The organism is Phenylobacterium sp., assembly GCF_030651755.1.
GTDB lineage: Bacteria > Pseudomonadota > Alphaproteobacteria > Caulobacterales > Caulobacteraceae > Phenylobacterium.
The window spans coordinates 1-16,655 of record NZ_JAUSBZ010000016.1; the positions used below are offsets into that span (position 1 = coordinate 1).

General features: G+C 69.6%; 15 protein-coding genes. 10 read left to right on the plus strand and 5 right to left on the minus strand.

All coding sequences use genetic code 11. From position 1 onward, the window contains the following. Positions 1–204 precede the first annotated feature (204 nt). The 3 genes from ffh (at position 205) to rimM (ending at position 2,924) form a co-directional block, all read left to right on the plus strand. Entirely contained in the window at positions 205–1,743 is a 1,539-nt protein-coding gene (gene ffh / locus Q7V15_RS01360; RefSeq protein ID WP_304753201.1) for a signal recognition particle protein, read from the plus strand. Between the two features lie 18 nt (positions 1,744–1,761). Continuing rightward, complete coding sequence (gene rpsP / locus Q7V15_RS01365; RefSeq protein ID WP_304753203.1) at positions 1,762–2,322, plus strand: 30S ribosomal protein S16; 561 nt, start codon at positions 1,762–1,764, stop codon at positions 2,320–2,322. Between the two features lie 98 nt (positions 2,323–2,420). Next, positions 2,421–2,924, plus strand: coding sequence for a ribosome maturation factor RimM (gene rimM / locus Q7V15_RS01370; RefSeq protein ID WP_304753204.1), 504 nt, complete (start codon positions 2,421–2,423; stop codon positions 2,922–2,924). 159 nt (positions 2,925–3,083) lie between these two features. On the opposite strand, the gene tesB is transcribed toward rimM, so the two are convergent. Next, positions 3,084–3,947 carry an acyl-CoA thioesterase II gene (gene tesB, locus Q7V15_RS01375; protein WP_304753206.1) on the minus strand — a complete coding sequence of 288 codons (864 nt, stop codon included), beginning with the start codon at positions 3,945–3,947 and terminating at the stop codon, positions 3,084–3,086. Positions 3,948–4,063: 116 nt separating this feature from the next. On the opposite strand from tesB, the gene trmD reads away from it, so the two are divergent. Together trmD and rplS are read left to right on the plus strand one after the other, a co-directional pair. After that, on the plus strand, positions 4,064–4,774 hold the full coding sequence (trmD, locus tag Q7V15_RS01380; RefSeq protein ID WP_304753208.1) for a tRNA (guanosine(37)-N1)-methyltransferase TrmD: 711 nt from the start codon (positions 4,064–4,066) through the stop codon (positions 4,772–4,774). 26 nt (positions 4,775–4,800) lie between these two features. Beyond that, the gene (gene rplS, locus Q7V15_RS01385; protein WP_304753210.1) at positions 4,801–5,256 is read left to right on the plus strand and encodes a 50S ribosomal protein L19; all 456 of its coding nucleotides are present in this window, start codon (positions 4,801–4,803) and stop codon (positions 5,254–5,256) included. Between the two features lie 67 nt (positions 5,257–5,323). On the opposite strand, the gene Q7V15_RS01390 is transcribed toward rplS, so the two are convergent. Both Q7V15_RS01390 and Q7V15_RS01395 read right to left on the minus strand, forming a co-directional pair. After that, on the minus strand, positions 5,324–6,232 hold the full coding sequence (locus tag Q7V15_RS01390) for a LysR family transcriptional regulator (protein WP_304753212.1): 909 nt from the start codon (positions 6,230–6,232) through the stop codon (positions 5,324–5,326). A 67-nt stretch (positions 6,233–6,299) separates the two neighbouring features. After that, positions 6,300–7,832, minus strand: coding sequence for an MFS transporter (locus Q7V15_RS01395; protein WP_304753214.1), 1,533 nt, complete (start codon positions 7,830–7,832; stop codon positions 6,300–6,302). A gap of 118 nt (positions 7,833–7,950) precedes the next feature. On the opposite strand from Q7V15_RS01395, the gene leuC reads away from it, so the two are divergent. From leuC to leuB, 5 genes are read left to right on the plus strand one after another with little or no spacing between them, the layout of a single operon-like run. Beyond that, positions 7,951–9,375, plus strand: coding sequence for a 3-isopropylmalate dehydratase large subunit (leuC, locus tag Q7V15_RS01400; RefSeq protein WP_304753215.1), 1,425 nt, complete (start codon positions 7,951–7,953; stop codon positions 9,373–9,375). Next, entirely contained in the window at positions 9,375–10,250 is an 876-nt protein-coding gene (locus Q7V15_RS01405) for a VOC family protein (RefSeq protein WP_304753217.1), read from the plus strand. The genes leuC and Q7V15_RS01405 overlap by 1 nt, the downstream gene beginning before the upstream one ends. After that, complete coding sequence (leuD, locus tag Q7V15_RS01410) at positions 10,250–10,861, plus strand: 3-isopropylmalate dehydratase small subunit (RefSeq protein ID WP_304753219.1); 612 nt, start codon at positions 10,250–10,252, stop codon at positions 10,859–10,861. The genes Q7V15_RS01405 and leuD overlap by 1 nt, the downstream gene beginning before the upstream one ends. After that, positions 10,843–11,160, plus strand: coding sequence for a putative quinol monooxygenase (locus tag Q7V15_RS01415; RefSeq protein ID WP_304753221.1), 318 nt, complete (start codon positions 10,843–10,845; stop codon positions 11,158–11,160). Before leuD ends, Q7V15_RS01415 begins: the two co-directional genes overlap by 19 nt. 36 nt (positions 11,161–11,196) lie before the next feature. Further along, a complete protein-coding gene (gene leuB, locus Q7V15_RS01420) occupies positions 11,197–12,252 on the plus strand; it encodes a 3-isopropylmalate dehydrogenase (protein ID WP_304753223.1) in 1,056 nt (351 codons plus the stop codon). On the opposite strand, the gene Q7V15_RS01425 is transcribed toward leuB, so the two are convergent. Next, positions 12,249–14,009, minus strand: a complete 1,761-nt coding sequence (locus Q7V15_RS01425; protein WP_304753224.1) for a tetratricopeptide repeat protein — start codon at positions 14,007–14,009, stop codon at positions 12,249–12,251. The genes leuB and Q7V15_RS01425 overlap by 4 nt on opposite strands. Next, a partial coding sequence (locus Q7V15_RS01430; protein ID WP_304753225.1) for a pitrilysin family protein occupies positions 14,006–16,655 on the minus strand: 2,650 nt, incomplete at its 5' end. The genes Q7V15_RS01425 and Q7V15_RS01430, both read right to left, overlap by 4 nt.

Sequence of the window (16,655 nt, forward strand, 5' to 3'; positions counted from 1 at the left end):
TAAGCCCCCCTTCCGGCGCAACCTCGGTCAGCGCCCTCCCCCGCCACGACCCCCATCACCATATGGGACGAGGGCGGCGAGGCCCCCCGTCGACGTGATCGTCCACGGGGGTTGATCGCGTTTGGGCTCCTGGTTTTCCTGTTCGCAGGCCGCCAGGGCCACGGAAGACAACGGGCGTGACGCCGTCACGCCATGGGAGATGGAATGTTCGACGCACTTTCTGAACGGCTTTCCGGGGTATTCGACCGTCTGTCGGGCCACGGGGTGCTGTCTGAAAAGCACATCGACGAGGCCCTGCGCGAGGTTCGCATCGCCCTGCTGGAGGCCGATGTGGCCCTGCCGGTGGTCCGCGACTTCATCGCCAAGGCCAAGGAGCGCGCCTCGGGCGAAGAGGTGCTCCGCTCGGTCCGCCCCACCGACCAGGTGATCAAGATCACCTATGACGGCCTGGTGGAGATGCTGGGCGGCGAAGAGGTCGAGGGGCTGAACCTCTCCCTCAACCCGCCGACGGTCATGATGATGGCCGGCCTGCAGGGCTCGGGCAAGACCACCACCGCCGGCCGCCTGGCCCTGCGCCTGTCTCGGGAACGCAAGAAGGTGCTGCTGGCCTCGCTGGACACCCGCCGGCCCGCGGCCATGGAGCAGCTGGCCACCCTGGCGACCCAGGCCGGCGTCGACAGCCTGCCCATCGTGGCTGGCCAGTCGGCCCCCGACATCGCCCGGCGCGCGCTCTCGGCGGCCAAGCTGCAGGGCTATGACGTCCTGATCCTCGACACCGCCGGCCGCACGACCCTGGACGAGGCGATGATGGCCGAGGCGGCCGAGATCGCCAGGATCGCCAACCCGTCCGAGACCCTGCTGGTGGCCGACGCCCTCACCGGCCAGGACGCGGTGCGCACGGCGCAGGCCTTCCATGAGCGCCTGCCGCTCACCGGCCTGGTGCTGACCCGTTCGGACGGCGACGGCCGCGGGGGCGCGGCGCTGTCCATGCGCGCGGTCACCGGCCTGCCCATCAAGTTCCTGGGCGTCTCGGAAAAGATCGACGGCCTGGACGTCTTTGACGCCCGCCGGGTGGCCGGCCGGATCCTCGGACAAGGCGATGTGGTCGCCCTGGTGGAGAAGGCGGCTCAGGACTTCGACCAGGCCAAGGCCGAGGTCATGGCCAAGAAGCTGGCCAAGGGCCAGTTCGACCTGGACATGATGGCCGACCAGTTCGCCCAGATGAAGAAGATGGGCGGCATGGAGGGGCTGATGGGCTTCCTGCCCGGGGTCCAGAAGATGAAGAAGCAGATGGCCGAGGCCAATGTTTCGGACAAGACCCTTGACCGTCAGGCGGCGATCATCTCGTCCATGACCAAGATCGAGCGCAAGAAGCCCGACATCCTTCAGGCTTCCCGCAAGCGCCGGATCGCCAAGGGCGCCGGCGTCGAGGTGTCCGAGGTCAACCGGCTGCTGAAGCAGCACCGCCAGATGGCCGACGCCTTCAAGATGATGAGCCGCGACGGGGGCAAGGGCTTCGCCAAGATGGCGGGCATGCTGACCGGCGCCAGCGGCGCAGACATGGCCAAGATGAAGGCCTTGGGCGGCGGCAAGCCGCCCTCGCCGCAGGAGATCGAGGAGGCCAAGGCCCGCCTCGCTGGCCTCGGCGGACCCGGTATGGGCGGCCTCGGCGGCGGTCTCCCGAAACTTCCCGGCCTGGGCGGCGGCCTGCCCCCGGGCGTGAACCCCTTCAAGAAATCCTAGAGCTCACAAGGAACATCCATGCTCAAGATTCGTCTGTCCCGTGGCGGCGCCAAGAAGCGCCCCTATTACTCCATCGTCGTCGCTGACAGCCGCGCGCCCCGCGACGGCCGCTTCATCGAGAAGGTCGGCGCCTACAACCCGCTGCTCAAGAAGGAAGACCCCAACCGGGTCGTCCTGAAGATCGAGCGCATCGAAGAGTGGGTCAAAAAGGGCGCTCAGCCCACCGACCGCGTCGCCCGTTTCCTGTCCCAGCAGGGCCTGGTGAAGTGGGAGCACGGCAACAACCCGCAGAAGGCCGAGCCGGGCCGCAAGGCCAAGGAGCGGGCTGAGGAGCGCGCCCAGCGCGAGGCCGATCGCGCCACCGCCGCCGCCGAAGCCGCCGCCCAACCGGCGCCCGAGCCCGAGCCCGAAGCGCCCGCCGCCGAAGAGCCGGCTGCTGAAGCTGCGACTGAAACCCCCGCCGCTGAAGAAGCGCCGGCTGCTGAAGCCGCGCCCGCCGAAGCGCCTGCCGCCGCCGAAGAAGCCGCTGTCGAGCCGGCCGCCGAGGCCGCTGACGACGCGACCGCCAAGGAAGGCTAAGGCCCTTTCCGCCCTGCTTCACGTCATGGTCGGACTTGATCCGACCATGACGCGGGGCGGGATGTGGTGGTCACGAGACCCTCAGAAGCGAAGGCGCCATGCCCGACAAGCTGATCCAGGTGGCCCGGGTGGCCGGCGCCTTCGGCGTCCGCGGCGAGGTGCGCATCACCACCTTCACCGAAGACCCGATGTCGCTGGGCGCCTTCAAGGCCCTGCTGCGCCAGGACGGCTCGCCCGCCCTGACGCTGACCAGCGCCCGGCCCGTCAAGGGTGGGGTGGTGGCTAGGGCCAAGGAGATCGAGACCCGCGAGCAGGCCGAGGCCGCCCGGGGCCTACGCCTGTTCATTCCCCGCGAGGCCCTGCCGGCCCCGGAGGAGGACGAATTCTATCTGACCGACCTGATCGGGGCCTCAGTTGAGACCCCCGAGGGGGAGCGCCTGGGCGAGGTGAAGTCGGTGCAGGATTTCGGGGCCGGCGACCTGCTCGAGGTCCAGCCGGCCAGCGGCCCCTCCTGGTGGCTGCCCTTCACCCGCGACAATGTGCCCGAGGTGAAGCTGGCCGAGGGCAAGCTGATCGCCATCCCGCCAGAAGAGACCGAGTAGGTCGGGACCTGGCCGAAGGCCAAAGAAGAAAAGGTCACGAAGGACACGAAGAGAGCCAAGGACACCAAGGGGTCAGCCGCTTGGCCTTTGTGTCCTTTGCGCCCCTTCGTGCCCTTTGTGTCCCGCCTTGACGGCGCCTGCGGCGCAAACTGAAGCGGCTCAGTCGCCCTTGCGCATCCGCATCAGGCCTTCCTGGGCGACCGAGGCCACCAGGGTTCCGTCCTGGGTGTAGAGGGCCCCGCGCACGAAGCCGCGGCCGCCGGACGCCGAGGGGCTGTCCTGGGTGTAGAGGTGCCAGTCGTTGAAATTGGACGGCTTATGGAACCACATGGCGTGGTCGAGGCTGGCCGACTGCAGGCCCGGCGTCTGCCAGGCGACGCCGTGCGGGCGCATGGCGGTGGACAGCAGGTTCATGTCCGAGGCGTAGGCCAGGATCACCTGGTGCATCCGCGGGTCATCGCCGATGGCGCCGGTGGCGCGAATCCAGACGTCGGACTTGCCCTCGGTAGGCTTGGTGTTTCCGCCAAAGCCGAAGGCGTCACGGCCGCGCATCTCGATGGGCCGGGGGCGCGACATCATCTTGCGCAGCTCCGGCGGCATCTTTTCAGCCACCTTCTTCATCGACTCCGCCTCGGTGGGCAGCTCGTCGGGTCCCGGGACCTTGGGCATCGGCGCCTGGTGGTCGAAGCCGTCCTCCACCACCTGGAAGGAGGCGGCGAGGTTGAAGATCTGCTTGCCGTTCTGGATGGCCACCACCCGGCGGGTGGTGAAGGTGCCGCCGTCCCGGGAGCGGTCGACCTCGAACAGGATCGGGATGCGCGGATCGCCCGGCCGGATGAAGTAGCAGTGCAGCGAGTGGCACATGCGCTCTTCGACGGTCTCATAGGCCGCCAGCAGCGACTGGGCGATCACCTGGCCGCCGAAGATGCGGGGCGGGCCGCTCTGCGGGCTCACGCCCCGGAACAGGTTCTGCTCAATGCGCTCCAGCGCCAGGGTGTCAGGCAGGATTTCGGGGCTGTCCATAATGACTTATCGTATGTTGCAGGTGCGAAAGCGCCAGGGCTTAACCGCTGAGGCCCGCCGCGGCAAGGCTGCGCCGGGGTCTTGGCATTTGCCCGCCCTCCGGTGCAGATGGGCCCATGTCCTTTGACGCCACTGTCCTGACCATGTTTCCCGAGGCCTTTCCCGGCCCGCTGGGGGTTTCCCTGATCGGAACCGCTTGGCGCGAACAGGGGCTCTGGACGTTGGAAACAGTGGACATTCGCGCCTTTTCCAAGGATAAGCGCGGCTTCCTGGACGACACCCCTGCGGGTGGCGGTCCCGGACAGGTGATGCGAGCGGACGTCATCGCTTCGGCGCTGGACAGCGTGGAGCGGCGAGGGCGGCCGCTTTTGTACATGAGCGCCCGGGGTCGGCCCCTGACCCAGGCGCGGGCGAAACAATGGGCTGCGGGTCCGGGCGTCATCGTCCTGGCCGGCCGGTTCGAGGGGGTGGACCAACGGGTGCTCGACGCCCGGGGGTTCGAGGAGGTCGCCGTGGGCGACGTCGTCCTCGCCGGTGGCGAGGTGGCGGCCATGCTGACCATCGAGGCGTGCGTACGTCTTGTGCCCGGTGTGTTGGGCCAGGCGCTGAGTTTGAGTGAAGAGAGCTTTGAGGACGGGCTCCTCGAGCATCCGCAGTACACGAGACCGCGGACGTTCGAAGGGCGCGACATCCCGCCGGTGCTGCTTTCTGGGCACCATGCTGAGGTCGCCAAATGGCGGGCGCAGCAGCGGGAAGAGACCACGCGGGAGCGGCGGCCGGACTTGTGGGCGCAGCATCTCGCCAATCAACAGGCAAAGGGCGCGTAAAGCCCAGTGACAAAGGAACTGAACCGATGAACGTGATCCAGCAGCTGCGCCAGGAAGAGGCCGACCGCCTCAAGACCGCCCGCAACTTCCCCGAATTCCGTCCGGGCGACACCGTCCGCGTCAATGTGAAGATCAAGGAAGGCGAGCGCGAGCGCGTGCAGGCCTATGAAGGCGTCTGCATCGCCCGCTCGGGCGAGGGCGTCGACGAGAACTTCACCGTCCGCAAGATTTCCTTCGGCGAGGGTGTGGAGCGGGTCTTCCCGATCCTTTCGCCGATGATCGAGTCCGTCGAGGTCAAGCGCCGCGGCGTCGTGCGTCGCGCCAAGCTCTATTATCTGCGTGATCGTCGCGGCAAGTCGGCGCGGATCGCCGAACGCCAGATGACTCCGGCCGAACGCGAGGCCGAAAAGGCCGAACGCACCGCCCGCGCCGAGGCCTCGGCCGCCGCGCACGCCCCCAAGAAGAAGGACGCCGAAGGCTAGGCCTTTTTCGTCCATACGAATGCGCAAAGGGCGGTTGCAGGTTGCTGCAGCCGCCCTTTCTGCGTTTTCAGCATCGGTCCGGGCGGAGTTGCTCTGACAGGGCCGCCACCAGGTGATCGAACATCAGCCGCATCCGCCTTGTGGTGCGCAGGCCCTCAGGCATGCAGACCCACATTTCCATATTGATCTCAAACTGGTCGGCGAGAACCGGAACCAGGCCATAGCGCCTGGCGAGCAGGGTCTGGCAGGCCCCGATCCCCAGGCCCGCGCGCAGGGCCGCCAGCTGGGCGATGTCGCTGTCGCTGCGAAAGGCGAACAGGTCCCGGGTGATGGGCCGTCCGATGTCAATCCGACCGTCAAGCTTGGGGGGAACCACCCCGTCGAAACCCACCATGGCGTGGCCGGTCTCAAGGGCGTCGAAGTCCTCCGGCAGGCCGTGGCGGGCGACATAGGACGGGGCGGCATAGAGACCCAGATCGATCATGCCGATCCGCCGACCCACCAGGGTGTTCTGGGTGGGACGCGTCATGCGCACGGCGATGTCGGCGTCCCGGCGGGCCAGGTCGGCCTGCCGGTTTGAGACGGTCAGCTCCACCTCGATGGTCGGATGGGCGGCGTGGAAGGCGGCCAGGATGGGCGGCAGGATCTCGCAGCCCATGATCTCGCTGGCGGTGATCCGCACCGCTCCGCCAGTCTGGGTCGCGGCGTCCGCCACATCGCGCAGGGCGGCGGCCGCGGCGGCGGCCATGTCCTCCAGCCGGGGGCGAAGCTCCAGGGCCAGTTCTGTCGGCTGCAGCCCACGGGGCGAGCGCAGAAAGAGCGGGGAGCCCAGGCGCTGCTCCAGGGTCTCGATATGCCGGCCGATGGTGGGCTGGGCGACGCCCCTGACCCGGGCGGCGGCGGAAAGGCTGCCTGTCTCCAGGACGGCGTGCAGGCTCTGGAACAGGTCCCAGTCGGCGGCGGTGTTCGACGGCATGATCAGATGATGGGGATTACAGCTTCGCCGCACAATGTTCGGCCAGGCTGGTCGTTCAGCTGGTCGTTCAGCTGGTTGGGGCGTCCGCCGCTTCCGCCGCCTCGGCCAGGGCCTGCTGCTCGGCCTCCCGCTCAGGCCGGCGGCGGCGGCGACGCTCCATCAGCCGGCCGGCGGGGAAGGCGTGCATCATCTTCAGGCCGGCCACCGGCGAGAGGTTGGCCACCACCCGCCGGGCCTCGGTCATCATCTGCTGGACCATCTCCTTGTGCTCGATCTCGCCCTCCTCGCGCACCAGGGTCAGGCGGTGGAGGGCGTAGAGGCCCAGCAGGGCCGACATCAGGAAGTAGAAGTCCCAGTTGTTGAAGGCCAGGTGCAGGACATCGAGATCCTCTCCTGGCCGCGACCAGCGAATGAGCAGTTCAAGCTGGCGGGCGGAGAAGAAGTCGGCGAACAGACCCCCCAGGATGGGGGCGGCGGCCGCCGCCATGGAGGTGATCAGGGTGTTGGCGGCGATGTAGGCGGTCGCACCGCCCCGGGGGGCCAGCTTCAGGGCGATATTCACCGTGGCCAGACCCACCCCGGCGGCTGCGGCGCCCAGGACGATGTGCAAACCCACCAGATAGGCGCCGGCCAGCTGCCGGTCGTCGATCTGCGAGGTGAGCGCCGTGGCGGCGATACAGAGGATGTAGGCCGGCGCCGTCACCGCCAGCACCGACTTGTTGGAGAACCGGTCGCTGAGCTGCCCCCAGAACCGCAGCACCCCGATATTGGCGATCTGGCTGACCACGCTCAGCGCCATGACAAAGGTCAGCGGATAGTTCAGCTGGGTGATGAAATAGACGGTGAAGAACGGGCTCGCCAGGTTCACGGCGAACTGCCAGCTCGACAGAAACAGGATCAGGCGGCGGAAATTCTCGTCCCGCAGAGGCGCGCGTAGCAGGCGATAGAGATTCACGCCGGCGGCTGGCGGCGGCATGGTCGGCTCCGGCGTGCGGGCGAGCGCCGCCACGCTGATCATGCCGAGGACGAAGGCGACCCCGAAGAAGGCCGCAAAGACCATGCCCCGGTTCTCCGGCGCCGCCTGGTCGAGGGCCACCCCCGACAGGATGGTCACACTGAGAGTCACCCCGGTGGCGATCATCGTGCGCTTGGCGGTGAAGGCGCCCAGGCGCGCCTCGGGAATCAGGTCCCGGACCCAGGAATTCCAGGCGCAGCTGGTCACCGCGCCCAGGGAGCCGATCATCACCTGGGTGGCGACCAGGGCCGTCAGGCTCCAGGCGTTGTGCGGCAGGAGCGCGATGGCGACCATGATCGGCAGGGCCAGCCGGGCGGTAAAGGCCGCGCTCGAGGCGATCAGCCGTCGCCGGCGCAGCTTCTCCACCAGGGGGACAGCCGGGGCCTGGATCAGTTGGGTCAGGAAGGGCAGGGCGGCCAGCAGGCCGATGACCGCGTTCGACGCCCCCAGATGGAGGGCGAAGGCGGCCAGCACGATGCCCGATGTGACCGCCGTCACCGCCGTAGCGGCGGCGGAGTCCACCATCATCAGGGCGGTCGCCCGGTCGAGGTCGCGCTCGTCCTGCGGGTCGCTCTCGAGGCTCATGGGGACCCGTCCTATCGGGTTTGGCGTCGGGCCGAAACCGCAGCCGGCGAAATCGTGGGGGCTGTGAGGATGCGTGTGACCTTTACGGGACGGCCTTCGCCCACCTACATAGCCGCCCATGGCCGCCAAGACGCTCTATGACAAGATCTGGGACGCTCACCTCGTCGCCGAAGGGGACGGGGAGACGATCCTCTACATCGACCTTCACCTGATCCACGAGGTGACCACGCCCCAGGCCTTCGCCGGCCTGCGCGCCGCCGGTCGCCCGGTGCGACGGCCCGACCGTACCCTGGCGGTGGCCGACCACAATGTGCCCACCGAGGGCCAGGCCCTGGGCGCCGGCGCGGTGGCCGATGAGGAGGCCCGCCTGCAGCTCCTGACCCTGGAGCGCAATGTCGCCGAGAATGGCATCGAATACTTCCCCATGGGCGATCTGCGGAACGGGATCGTCCATGTGGTGGGGCCTGAGCAGGGCCGCACCCAGCCGGGCATGACCATCGTCTGCGGGGATTCCCACACCTCGACCCACGGCGCCTTCGGGGCGCTCGCCCAGGGCATTGGCACGTCCGAGGTCGAGCATGTGCTGGCCACCCAGACCCTGCGCCAGGCCAAGTCGAAGAATATGCGGGTCACCATCGACGGGACGCCGGCGCCTGGCGTGGGCGCCAAGGACTTCGCGCTCGCCGTCATCGGCGCCATCGGCACGGCCGGCGGCACCGGCCATGTGATCGAATATGCCGGCGAGGCGATCCGGGCGCTGTCCATGGAAGGGCGCATGACCCTGTGCAACCTGACCATCGAGGCCGGGGCGCGGGCGGGCCTGGTGGCGCCGGACGAGACCACCTTCGACTATATCCGTGGCCGGCCGGCGGCGCCCAAGGGCGCGGCCTGGGATATGGCCGTCGCCCACTGGAAGAGCTTCTTCACCGACGATGACGCGGTGTTCGACCGGGAGATCGCCCTGGACGCCGGCCAGATCGCCCCCCTGGTGACCTGGGGCACGTCCCCTGAGGACGTCATGCCCATCGACGGGCGGGTGCCCGATCCGGCCAGCTTCGCCACGCCGGACAAGCGGGCCTCGGCCGAGCGGGCGCTCGACTATATGGGCCTGACAGCCGGCCAGCCGATCACCGAGGCGAAGATCGACCGGGTGTTCATCGGCTCGTGCACCAACAGCCGGATTGAGGACCTGCGGGCTGCGGCCGCCGTCGTGCAGAAGGCCTTCCTGGAGGGCCGGCTGGTGGCCCCCCATGTGCGGGCCATGGTCGTGCCGGGCTCTGGCCTGGTGAAGGCTCAGGCCGAGGATGAGGGGCTGGACGCCATCTTCAAGGCCGCGGGCTTTGACTGGCGCGAGCCCGGCTGCTCCATGTGCCTGGGCATGAACCCCGATCGCCTGGCGCCGGGCGAGCGCTGCGCCTCGACCTCCAACCGCAATTTCGAGGGCCGTCAGGGCCGGGGCGGGCGCACCCACCTGCTCAGCCCGGCCATGGCGGCGGCGGCGGCCATCGCCGGCCATCTGACCGACGTGCGCGACTTCATCTGATGATCTCAGGCCTCGACCATGTGGCCCTGGCGGTCCGCGACCTGGATCAGGCGGTGGACGCCTATACCCGCCTGCTGGGGCGGACGCCGAACTGGGTCGGCGGCGACGGGGGCGCCCGGCACGCCTGGTTCCAGCTGCCCAATATGGCCCTGGACGTGATTGCGCCGGTTGGCGACGGCGGCTTTGGCGCAGTCATCGCCGCCCATCTGGAGGCCCATGGCGAGGGGGTCTGGGCGCTGGCCTTCACCACCCCCGACATCGAGGCCGCCGTCGCCCTGCTGCGCCGCCGCGGGATCGGCGCCACCGATCCTGGACCGGTGCGCTCCACCCGTGACGACAGCGCCAAGCGCTACTGGACCACCTCGACCCTCGACGCCGGCGCTGTCGGCGGCATGAACATCCTGCTCACCGCCCCGCCCCGGGATGGCCAGCCCTGGCCCCTCTCGGCCCCGACGGAGGGAGAGGATGCGGCGGTCACCGAGCTCGACCATGTGGTGGTCCGCACGCCCAATCCTGAGCGCGCCCTGGCCGTCTATGGCGCCAAGCTTGGCCTGGATCTGCGCCTGGACCGTTCGAACCCCGACTGGGGCGCCCGCCAGCTCTTCTTCCGCTGTGGCGCAGCGGTGGTGGAGTTTGGCGCCAGCTTGAAGGCGCCGGTCACCGATGCGCCGGACACCTGCGGAGGCCTGGCCTGGCGGGTCAGCGATCCCGCCGCCGTCCACGCCCGTCTGGCCGCTGGGGGCTGGGACCTGTCAGACCTGCGCCAGGGCCGTAAGCCCGGCACCCAGGTCTTCACCGTGCGGACAGGCGCCCCTGGCTTGCCGGCTTTGATGATTCAGCAGAGCGCGCCCCTAGCGCCTTCGGAGACCGCTTGATGAAACCGTTTACGCGGATCGACGCCAAGGCCGCCCCCCTGGCCCTGTCCAACATCGACACCGACCAGATCATCCCCAAGCAGTTCCTGAAGACGGTGGACCGGATCGGCCTGTCCAAGGGGCTGTTCTACGACTTCCGCTTCGACGAGGCGGGCCGCGAGAAGCCCGACTTCGTGCTGAACCAGCCGGCCTATAAGGATGCGGGCGTGCTGATCGCCGGGGACAATTTTGGCTGCGGTTCGAGCCGTGAGCACGCCCCCTGGGCCCTGCTGGACTTCGGGATCAGCTGCGTGATCTCCACCAGCTTCGCCGACATCTTCTACAATCCCTGCGTCCAGAACGGCCTGTTGCCGGTGGTGCTGCCGGCCCAGGCCGTTGAGGACCTGATGGCCCAGGCCCGGGGCGGCAATCACGTGATCAGCGTCGATCTGGCGGCCCAGACGGTCACCGCGCCGGACGGCCGGGTCTATGACTTCGAGATCGATCCCAGCCGCAAGCACAAGATGCTCAACGGCCTCGACGCCATCGGCGAGACCCTGCAGAAGGCGCCCGATATCGACGTCTATGAGAGCGCCCGGGCCCTGGACACCCCATGGCTGGAACGGGCGTGAGCCTGGTCATCGCCGGGACGATCCGCGTTCCCCCTGAGAATCTCGAGGCCTTCCGCCCTCACATGCGCGCCATGCTGGAGGCCAGCCGGGCCGAGGACGGCTGCCTGGAATATGCCTACGCGCAGGACGTGGCGGAGCCCGGCCTGATCCGGGTCTTTGAGGCCTGGCGCGATCAGGCCGCCCTGGACGCCCACTTCGCTACGCCGCATCTGGCCGCCTGGCGGGCGGCCTGGCCGGAATTCGGGGTTTCCGATCGCCGCCTCATCGCCTACGAGGTCGCCTCGCAACGGGCGGTGTAGTTTCCCGCCTGAGAGACCAGCGACGGGGCGATGACCATGACCGACCTTCTTCTCCTGCCGGGCGATGGCATCGGCCCCGAAGTGATCTCCGAGGTCCGCCGCGTGATCGCCGCGCTCACCCCCGACCTGGTGGTCGAAGAGCGCCCCTTCGGTGGGATCAGCTATGACCAGGCGGGCTCGCCCCTGACCGACGAGACCCTGGCGCTGGCCAAGGCGTCCAAGGCGGTCCTGATGGGCGCCGTCGGCGGGCCGAAATGGGCCGGCGTTCCCCGCGACAAGCGCCCCGAGGCCGGCCTGCTGGCCCTGCGGGCGGGGATGGAGGTGTTCGCCAATCTGCGCCCGGCCCTGTGCTTTGGGCCGCTGGCCGATGCGTCTTCGCTCAAGCGCGAGCTGGTCGAGGGCCTCGACTTCATGATCGTGCGCGAGCTGACCGGGGGCATCTATTTCGGCGAGCCGCGCTTCATCGAGGACCTGCCCGGTGGCGGCAAGCGGGCCGTGGACACCCAGGTCTATACGACCGCCGAGATCGAGCGGGTCGCCCGGGTGGCCTTCGAGCTGGCCCGGGGCCGGCGCAACAAGGTGCATTCGGCCGAGAAGTCCAATGTGATGGATTCCGGCCTGCTGTGGCGCGAAGTGGTCACCGACCTGCACGCCCGCGAATTCGCCGATGTCGAGCTGGAGCATATCCTGGCCGACAATGCGGCCATGCAGATCGTCAAGAACCCCAAGCAGTTCGACATCATGGTCACCGACAATCTGTTCGGCGACATCCTGTCGGACGCCGCGGCCCAGCTGACCGGGTCGCTCGGCATGCTGCCCTCGGCGGCCCTGGGCGCGCCGGGCAAGCCGGGCCTCTATGAGCCGATCCACGGCTCGGCGCCGGATATCGCCGGCCAAGGCGTGGCCAATCCCCTGGCCGCCATCCTGTCGTTCGAGATGGCCCTGCGCTGGTCGCTGGGCCGGGCTGAGGCCGCCGACAGGCTGCAGGCCGCGGTGATCAAGGCCCTGGAAGATGGCGCCCGCACCCGCGACCTGGGCGGCGCGCTCACCACGGTCCAGATGGGCGACGCGGTCCTGGCGGCCCTGGCCTAACGCGTTTCGGCGAGGCTGGGGTCGAGGGCGATGGCCGCGGCCTGGTCGGCGGCGGCGCCCTCGGCGTCCCCCAGTTCAGCGCGGACGAGGCCCCGGACAAAGAGGGCGCCCGCCATGCGGGGATTGATCTCCAGGGCCTTGTCGAGCCACTCCCGGGCGCTGAGGGGGTCGTCGAGCATGTAGTAGACACCGCCCTTTTCCTCCATCAAGTCCGGATCGTCGGGGGCCAGGGCCAGGCCCGCATCGGCCTCCCGCAGGGCCGCCTCGTAGTCGCCCTGGTTGCGGCGGATGACGGCGGTGATGTAGCGGGAATAGGCGCTGTCGGCGCCGGCGGCCGGGAGTTTCTCCAGCTGCTCCAAGGCGCGCGCGCCGTCGCCCAGCATATAGAGCGCCTCGCCGCGGATCATGATGTAGTCGGTGTTATCCGGGGCGAGCGCCAGGGCCCGCGCGCTGGGCCGGTCGGCGTCCTTGATGCGGTTCAGCCGGAGCAGGGTCACCGCCAGGGCGGCGTGAAGGTCCGGGTCATTCGGATAGCGCTTCAGGAGGTTGACATAGCCGGCTTCCGCCGCCGGATAGTCGCCGTTCCAGTACAGGGCGTCGGCCAGGCCGACCTCGAACTTGGCGTCGTCCGGATCGAGCGCGTGAGCCCTTCGATAGAAGATGACGGCCTGGGCGGGGTCAGACTCCTGGGCCAAGGCGCCGAGCCCCTCCCAGGCGGTCGCCGTTTCGGGGTCCAGAAGGGCTGCGCGCTCAAAATCGGCCTTGGCCAGATCATGCTCGCCCTGCGCCAGCAGAAGCTGCCCGCGGCGGGCGAGGCTTGTCGGAAGGTCGCCTGGTGTGGCGGACGCCACAAAATGCTCGGCGAAGACCAGGGCGCCCCCCAGGTCCCCGGCCATCTGAGCGGCGAACGAGGCATAGACCAGGGCCACGTCGCCCAGGGACGCGGGGTCGGTGATCGCGCCGAGGTCAGCGCGCCCGCCATCGGCGTCGCCGGCGGCGAGGCGCGCGAAGGCTCGCAGCCCATGGGCCTCCCCCGTAGGGCTCTCGGCGATCGCGACATCAAGATCTTTCCGGGTCTCGCCGGGCTTGGCGGGCATCCGAATGATCGCCCGGGCGACGCGGAGCTCCGGGGCCTTGGGGTGGCGGGTGATCGCGCGGTCAAGGATCTGATCCCGCTTCCGGGTCGCGTCGATATCGTTGAGAGCGCCGACCAGGATCAAGGCCACCTGGATGTCGTCGGGCCTCTCGCGGTGCAATCGCTCAAGGTCAGCAATCACCTCGGTGCGCCGGCCCAGGAGGGCGTAGCTGACCAGCCGGGTTCGCTGCAGTTCCGTGTCGCCCGGGGCCTGGCGAAGGGCGGATTCGGCGAAGGACAGGGAGTCTCCATAGCGCCCGGCGGACAAGCGAAGCTGGGCCGCAAGGTTCAGGACCTCCACCGAGGGATGGAGCGCTAAGGCGCGATCGGCGGCGGCGATGGCTGAGTCGTGGTCGCTGACCGCTGAGGCCGCCAGGGCGATCCACGCATGGATGGCGGAGCGTGCTTCCTCGTTCGGGGCCGTGGCCAGGGCTGTGCGGCAGAGGACGAGGGTCGTCTCGGGGTCTTCGTTGGGGTCGGCGTCCCAACAGGCCTCCGCCTCGGGCGGCAGGACGCCATCCGGCGCCGACGGTTCGGCGGACAGGGGCGCGGCCAGACTGGCCAGAAGCGTTCCGGCGGCCAGGGCCAGGGCCAGGGCGAAGGTCGGAGATTTTGTGGTCATTGCGCGGCTCCTTCGGACGCCGCCGGGCGGGCCAGAACGATGATCGGCGGCTGGGACAGCCAGGGCCTGGCCAGGGCGTGGAGGTCGGCGGGCGTCATCTGGGTCAGGGCCTGGTCCAGCCGGTCGAGCTTGACCCGCATGGTGTCCCAGTCGGTGGGACTGGCCAGGGCCTGGGCCCAATAGGCGTCGGAGTGCCTCGTGGCTTCGAGCTGGGTCAAAAGGGGCCGGCGGACCTGCTCCAGGGCTGCAAGGCTCGGCGGCGCGGCGACGAAGGACTCTGCGGTCCGCAGCACGGCGTCCCTGATCTCATCCAGGCTCTGCGCCTCAGGCGTGACCTCCACATAGAGGGCGATGTGGTCGGGGCTGTCGAGCCCGCCATCCAGGTCCGCGGCGGGGGAATAGGTGCGGCCCTGTCGCCGCCGGGTCTCCTCGATCACGGCGTTTTCCAGCATGGCGCTCAGGACCAGGGCCGCAGCCTGGTGTTCCACGACCCTGACAGGCGGGCGGCTCCAATAGATGCGCCCGGCGGCCCGTTCGGCGGGGCCCTGGTGGGTGACCTCGATGGGGGCGGCTGGGGCGGCGGAGTAATCCAGCGGGGGGCGCTCGGTCGCCGGACGTGGGGCCGGGCGCGGCGGCCTGGCCCCCAGGGTGGCCGCCGCGACGGTGATCGCCTCGGCCTCGCTGATGTCGCCCACCAGGGTCAGCTGCGCCGGGCCTGTGGTCAGATGGGGGGTGAGCGCGGCTCGCAAATCCTCCGGCGTCAGGCGCCGATAGGTTTCCGGATCCCCCGCCGCGCCGGCCGTGTCGGGCCAGACGGCGTGGCCGAAGGCGCTCCGGACCGCATCAAGGGGATCGAGCCGCCTGCCCTGCTCCAGGCTATCGGCCAGCAGCGCCATGCGATCGGCGACCTCGACATCGAATCCTGGCGCCATGAGATGGGCGGTGATCAGGGCCAGATGGCGGGCGACCTGACCCGAGAAGCTTCTGGCGCTGATGACGAGACCCGCGTCGCTGAGGTCGGCGCCAAACGTCGAGTCCCAATCGGCGTTGAGCTCCTGCAGGGCGGCGAAGCCCCAGCCCTGCACCCCGGCGCTGGGCAGGATGGCGGCGGCGGCGGACGCGGCCACGAAGTCCCGGGCGCTGAGCCGCCGGGCGCTGGGTCCCATGCGGATGACCAGCTGGACCTGTCCGGGCGCCCGGTCGCTGGCCATGTGGTTCAGCACCAGACCATTGGCGAAGGTCAGGCGGGTGGCGCCCTGGGCCAAAGCCTCCCGGCGCACGACGCGGCCCGCCGGGCCAAAGTCGTAGGTGAGGGGGGCGGGCGGCGGAAACGCCGCGCTCAGTTGCGCGGCTTCTCCTGATCGCCAACCTGCGATCACGGCGGCCTCGGTCAGACCGATGTCTTCCACCGACAGGGTCGGCGGCGTTCCCTCCGGCCAAAGGGCGGCGAAAGCCTGGGCGAGACGCTCAGGGGTCAGAAGCTGCGCCCCGCGACTGATCTGCCGCATCATCTGGTGGGGATGCAGGAAAGACGGCCCGTAGACGGCCGAATAGACCAGTTCGTCGGCGACCTGGGCGGCGGTGACGCTGGCCTGCTCGGTCAGGGCGCCCCGCGCCCGGGCGCGCTCAATGGCGATGGCGGCGTCGATCTCGCCCTGGTTCGGTCCTTCGGCGGCGAAGGCGCGCAGGGTCGCCTGGGCGAGGCTCAGGGCGGTCAGGCCCATTTTAGGGCCGTGGCTTGCGCGGATGCAGGCGACCTGGCGGGTGTCATACTGACCCAAGGTGTCGAACTGCAGGGCGAAGACCCCTCGGGTGGCCGCCGCAGCCCGCGACAGCCGCCGGTTGGCGATCTCCAGCAGCACCGATTCGCGCAGGTCCTCGCTCAGGTCCTTGAGGGCGTCGTCGGCCTCTGGCCAAGGGGTGTTGCGACAGGCCATGCTCTGGGTGGGCAGGCGCACGGGCGCCAGGACCAGGGCTGCCGGCGCGTCCGGCGGCTCGGGGGCCGGGCTATCGGGCATCCGCGGCCGCGCCCCAGCCCCGGCCCATCCCCCGAGGCGGCGCTCCAGCTCGGCGATCATGGCCTCGGGCTTCACATCGCCGGTTACGACGATGAGGCTGCGGTCCGGACGGTACCATTTGGCGTGGAAGGCCCGCAGGTCCTCGGGCGTCGTGGCGTTCAGGGTGGCGACGGCGCCGGCGGGGCTCAGAGTGTCCTCCGGGCGGAAGTGAAAGGCGGTCTCCTGCTCGGCGGTCGCGTCCCCGGTCCCCAGCCGGTCCAGGCGCTCGGCCAGCACCACGCCCCGTTCGGCGGCCACCTCCTCGGGGCGGAACAACAGGCCGTCGCCGACGTCGCGCAGCCAGTCGAGGCCCGGGCCGATCCCGGCGGCGTCGCTGGTGGGCAGGTCCAGGTGATAGGTGGTGGTCCACCGGCTGGTGAAGGCGTTGTGGTCGCGTCCCCACGCCGCCCCGGCCTGGGCCATGGCTCGGTCCAGCGCCCCGTCGGGAAACCGCCGGGTGGAGCGAAAGGCCATGTGCTCGACGAAGTGGGCGATGCCGCGCGTCGCGTCGGTTTCGGCCTGACTGCCCACCCAGACCAACAACCGGAAGGACACCCCCTCCCGGCCGGCCAGGGGCAGGATCATGTAT

What these genes read in the sequence shown, in the direction of transcription:
- Q7V15_RS01415 (WP_304753221.1), top strand. Translation starts at nt 10,843, where the DNA reads ATGGCTGGAACGGGCGTGAGCCTGGTCATCGCCGGGACGATCCGCGTT.
- rpsP (WP_304753203.1), top strand. Translation starts at nt 1,762, where the DNA reads ATGCTCAAGATTCGTCTGTCCCGTGGCGGCGCCAAGAAGCGCCCCTAT.
- leuD (WP_304753219.1), top strand. Translation starts at nt 10,250, where the DNA reads ATGAAACCGTTTACGCGGATCGACGCCAAGGCCGCCCCCCTGGCCCTG.
- Q7V15_RS01395 (WP_304753214.1), bottom strand. Translation starts at nt 7,832, where the DNA reads ATGAGCCTCGAGAGCGACCCGCAGGACGAGCGCGACCTCGACCGGGCG.
- ffh (WP_304753201.1), top strand. Translation starts at nt 205, where the DNA reads ATGTTCGACGCACTTTCTGAACGGCTTTCCGGGGTATTCGACCGTCTG.
- Q7V15_RS01390 (WP_304753212.1), bottom strand. Translation starts at nt 6,232, where the DNA reads ATGCCGTCGAACACCGCCGCCGACTGGGACCTGTTCCAGAGCCTGCAC.
- trmD (WP_304753208.1), top strand. Translation starts at nt 4,064, where the DNA reads ATGTCCTTTGACGCCACTGTCCTGACCATGTTTCCCGAGGCCTTTCCC.
- rplS (WP_304753210.1), top strand. Translation starts at nt 4,801, where the DNA reads ATGAACGTGATCCAGCAGCTGCGCCAGGAAGAGGCCGACCGCCTCAAG.
- Q7V15_RS01405 (WP_304753217.1), top strand. Translation starts at nt 9,375, where the DNA reads ATGATCTCAGGCCTCGACCATGTGGCCCTGGCGGTCCGCGACCTGGAT.
- rimM (WP_304753204.1), top strand. Translation starts at nt 2,421, where the DNA reads ATGCCCGACAAGCTGATCCAGGTGGCCCGGGTGGCCGGCGCCTTCGGC.
- Q7V15_RS01425 (WP_304753224.1), bottom strand. Translation starts at nt 14,009, where the DNA reads ATGACCACAAAATCTCCGACCTTCGCCCTGGCCCTGGCCCTGGCCGCC.
- leuC (WP_304753215.1), top strand. Translation starts at nt 7,951, where the DNA reads ATGGCCGCCAAGACGCTCTATGACAAGATCTGGGACGCTCACCTCGTC.
- leuB (WP_304753223.1), top strand. Translation starts at nt 11,197, where the DNA reads ATGACCGACCTTCTTCTCCTGCCGGGCGATGGCATCGGCCCCGAAGTG.
- tesB (WP_304753206.1), bottom strand. Translation starts at nt 3,947, where the DNA reads ATGGACAGCCCCGAAATCCTGCCTGACACCCTGGCGCTGGAGCGCATT.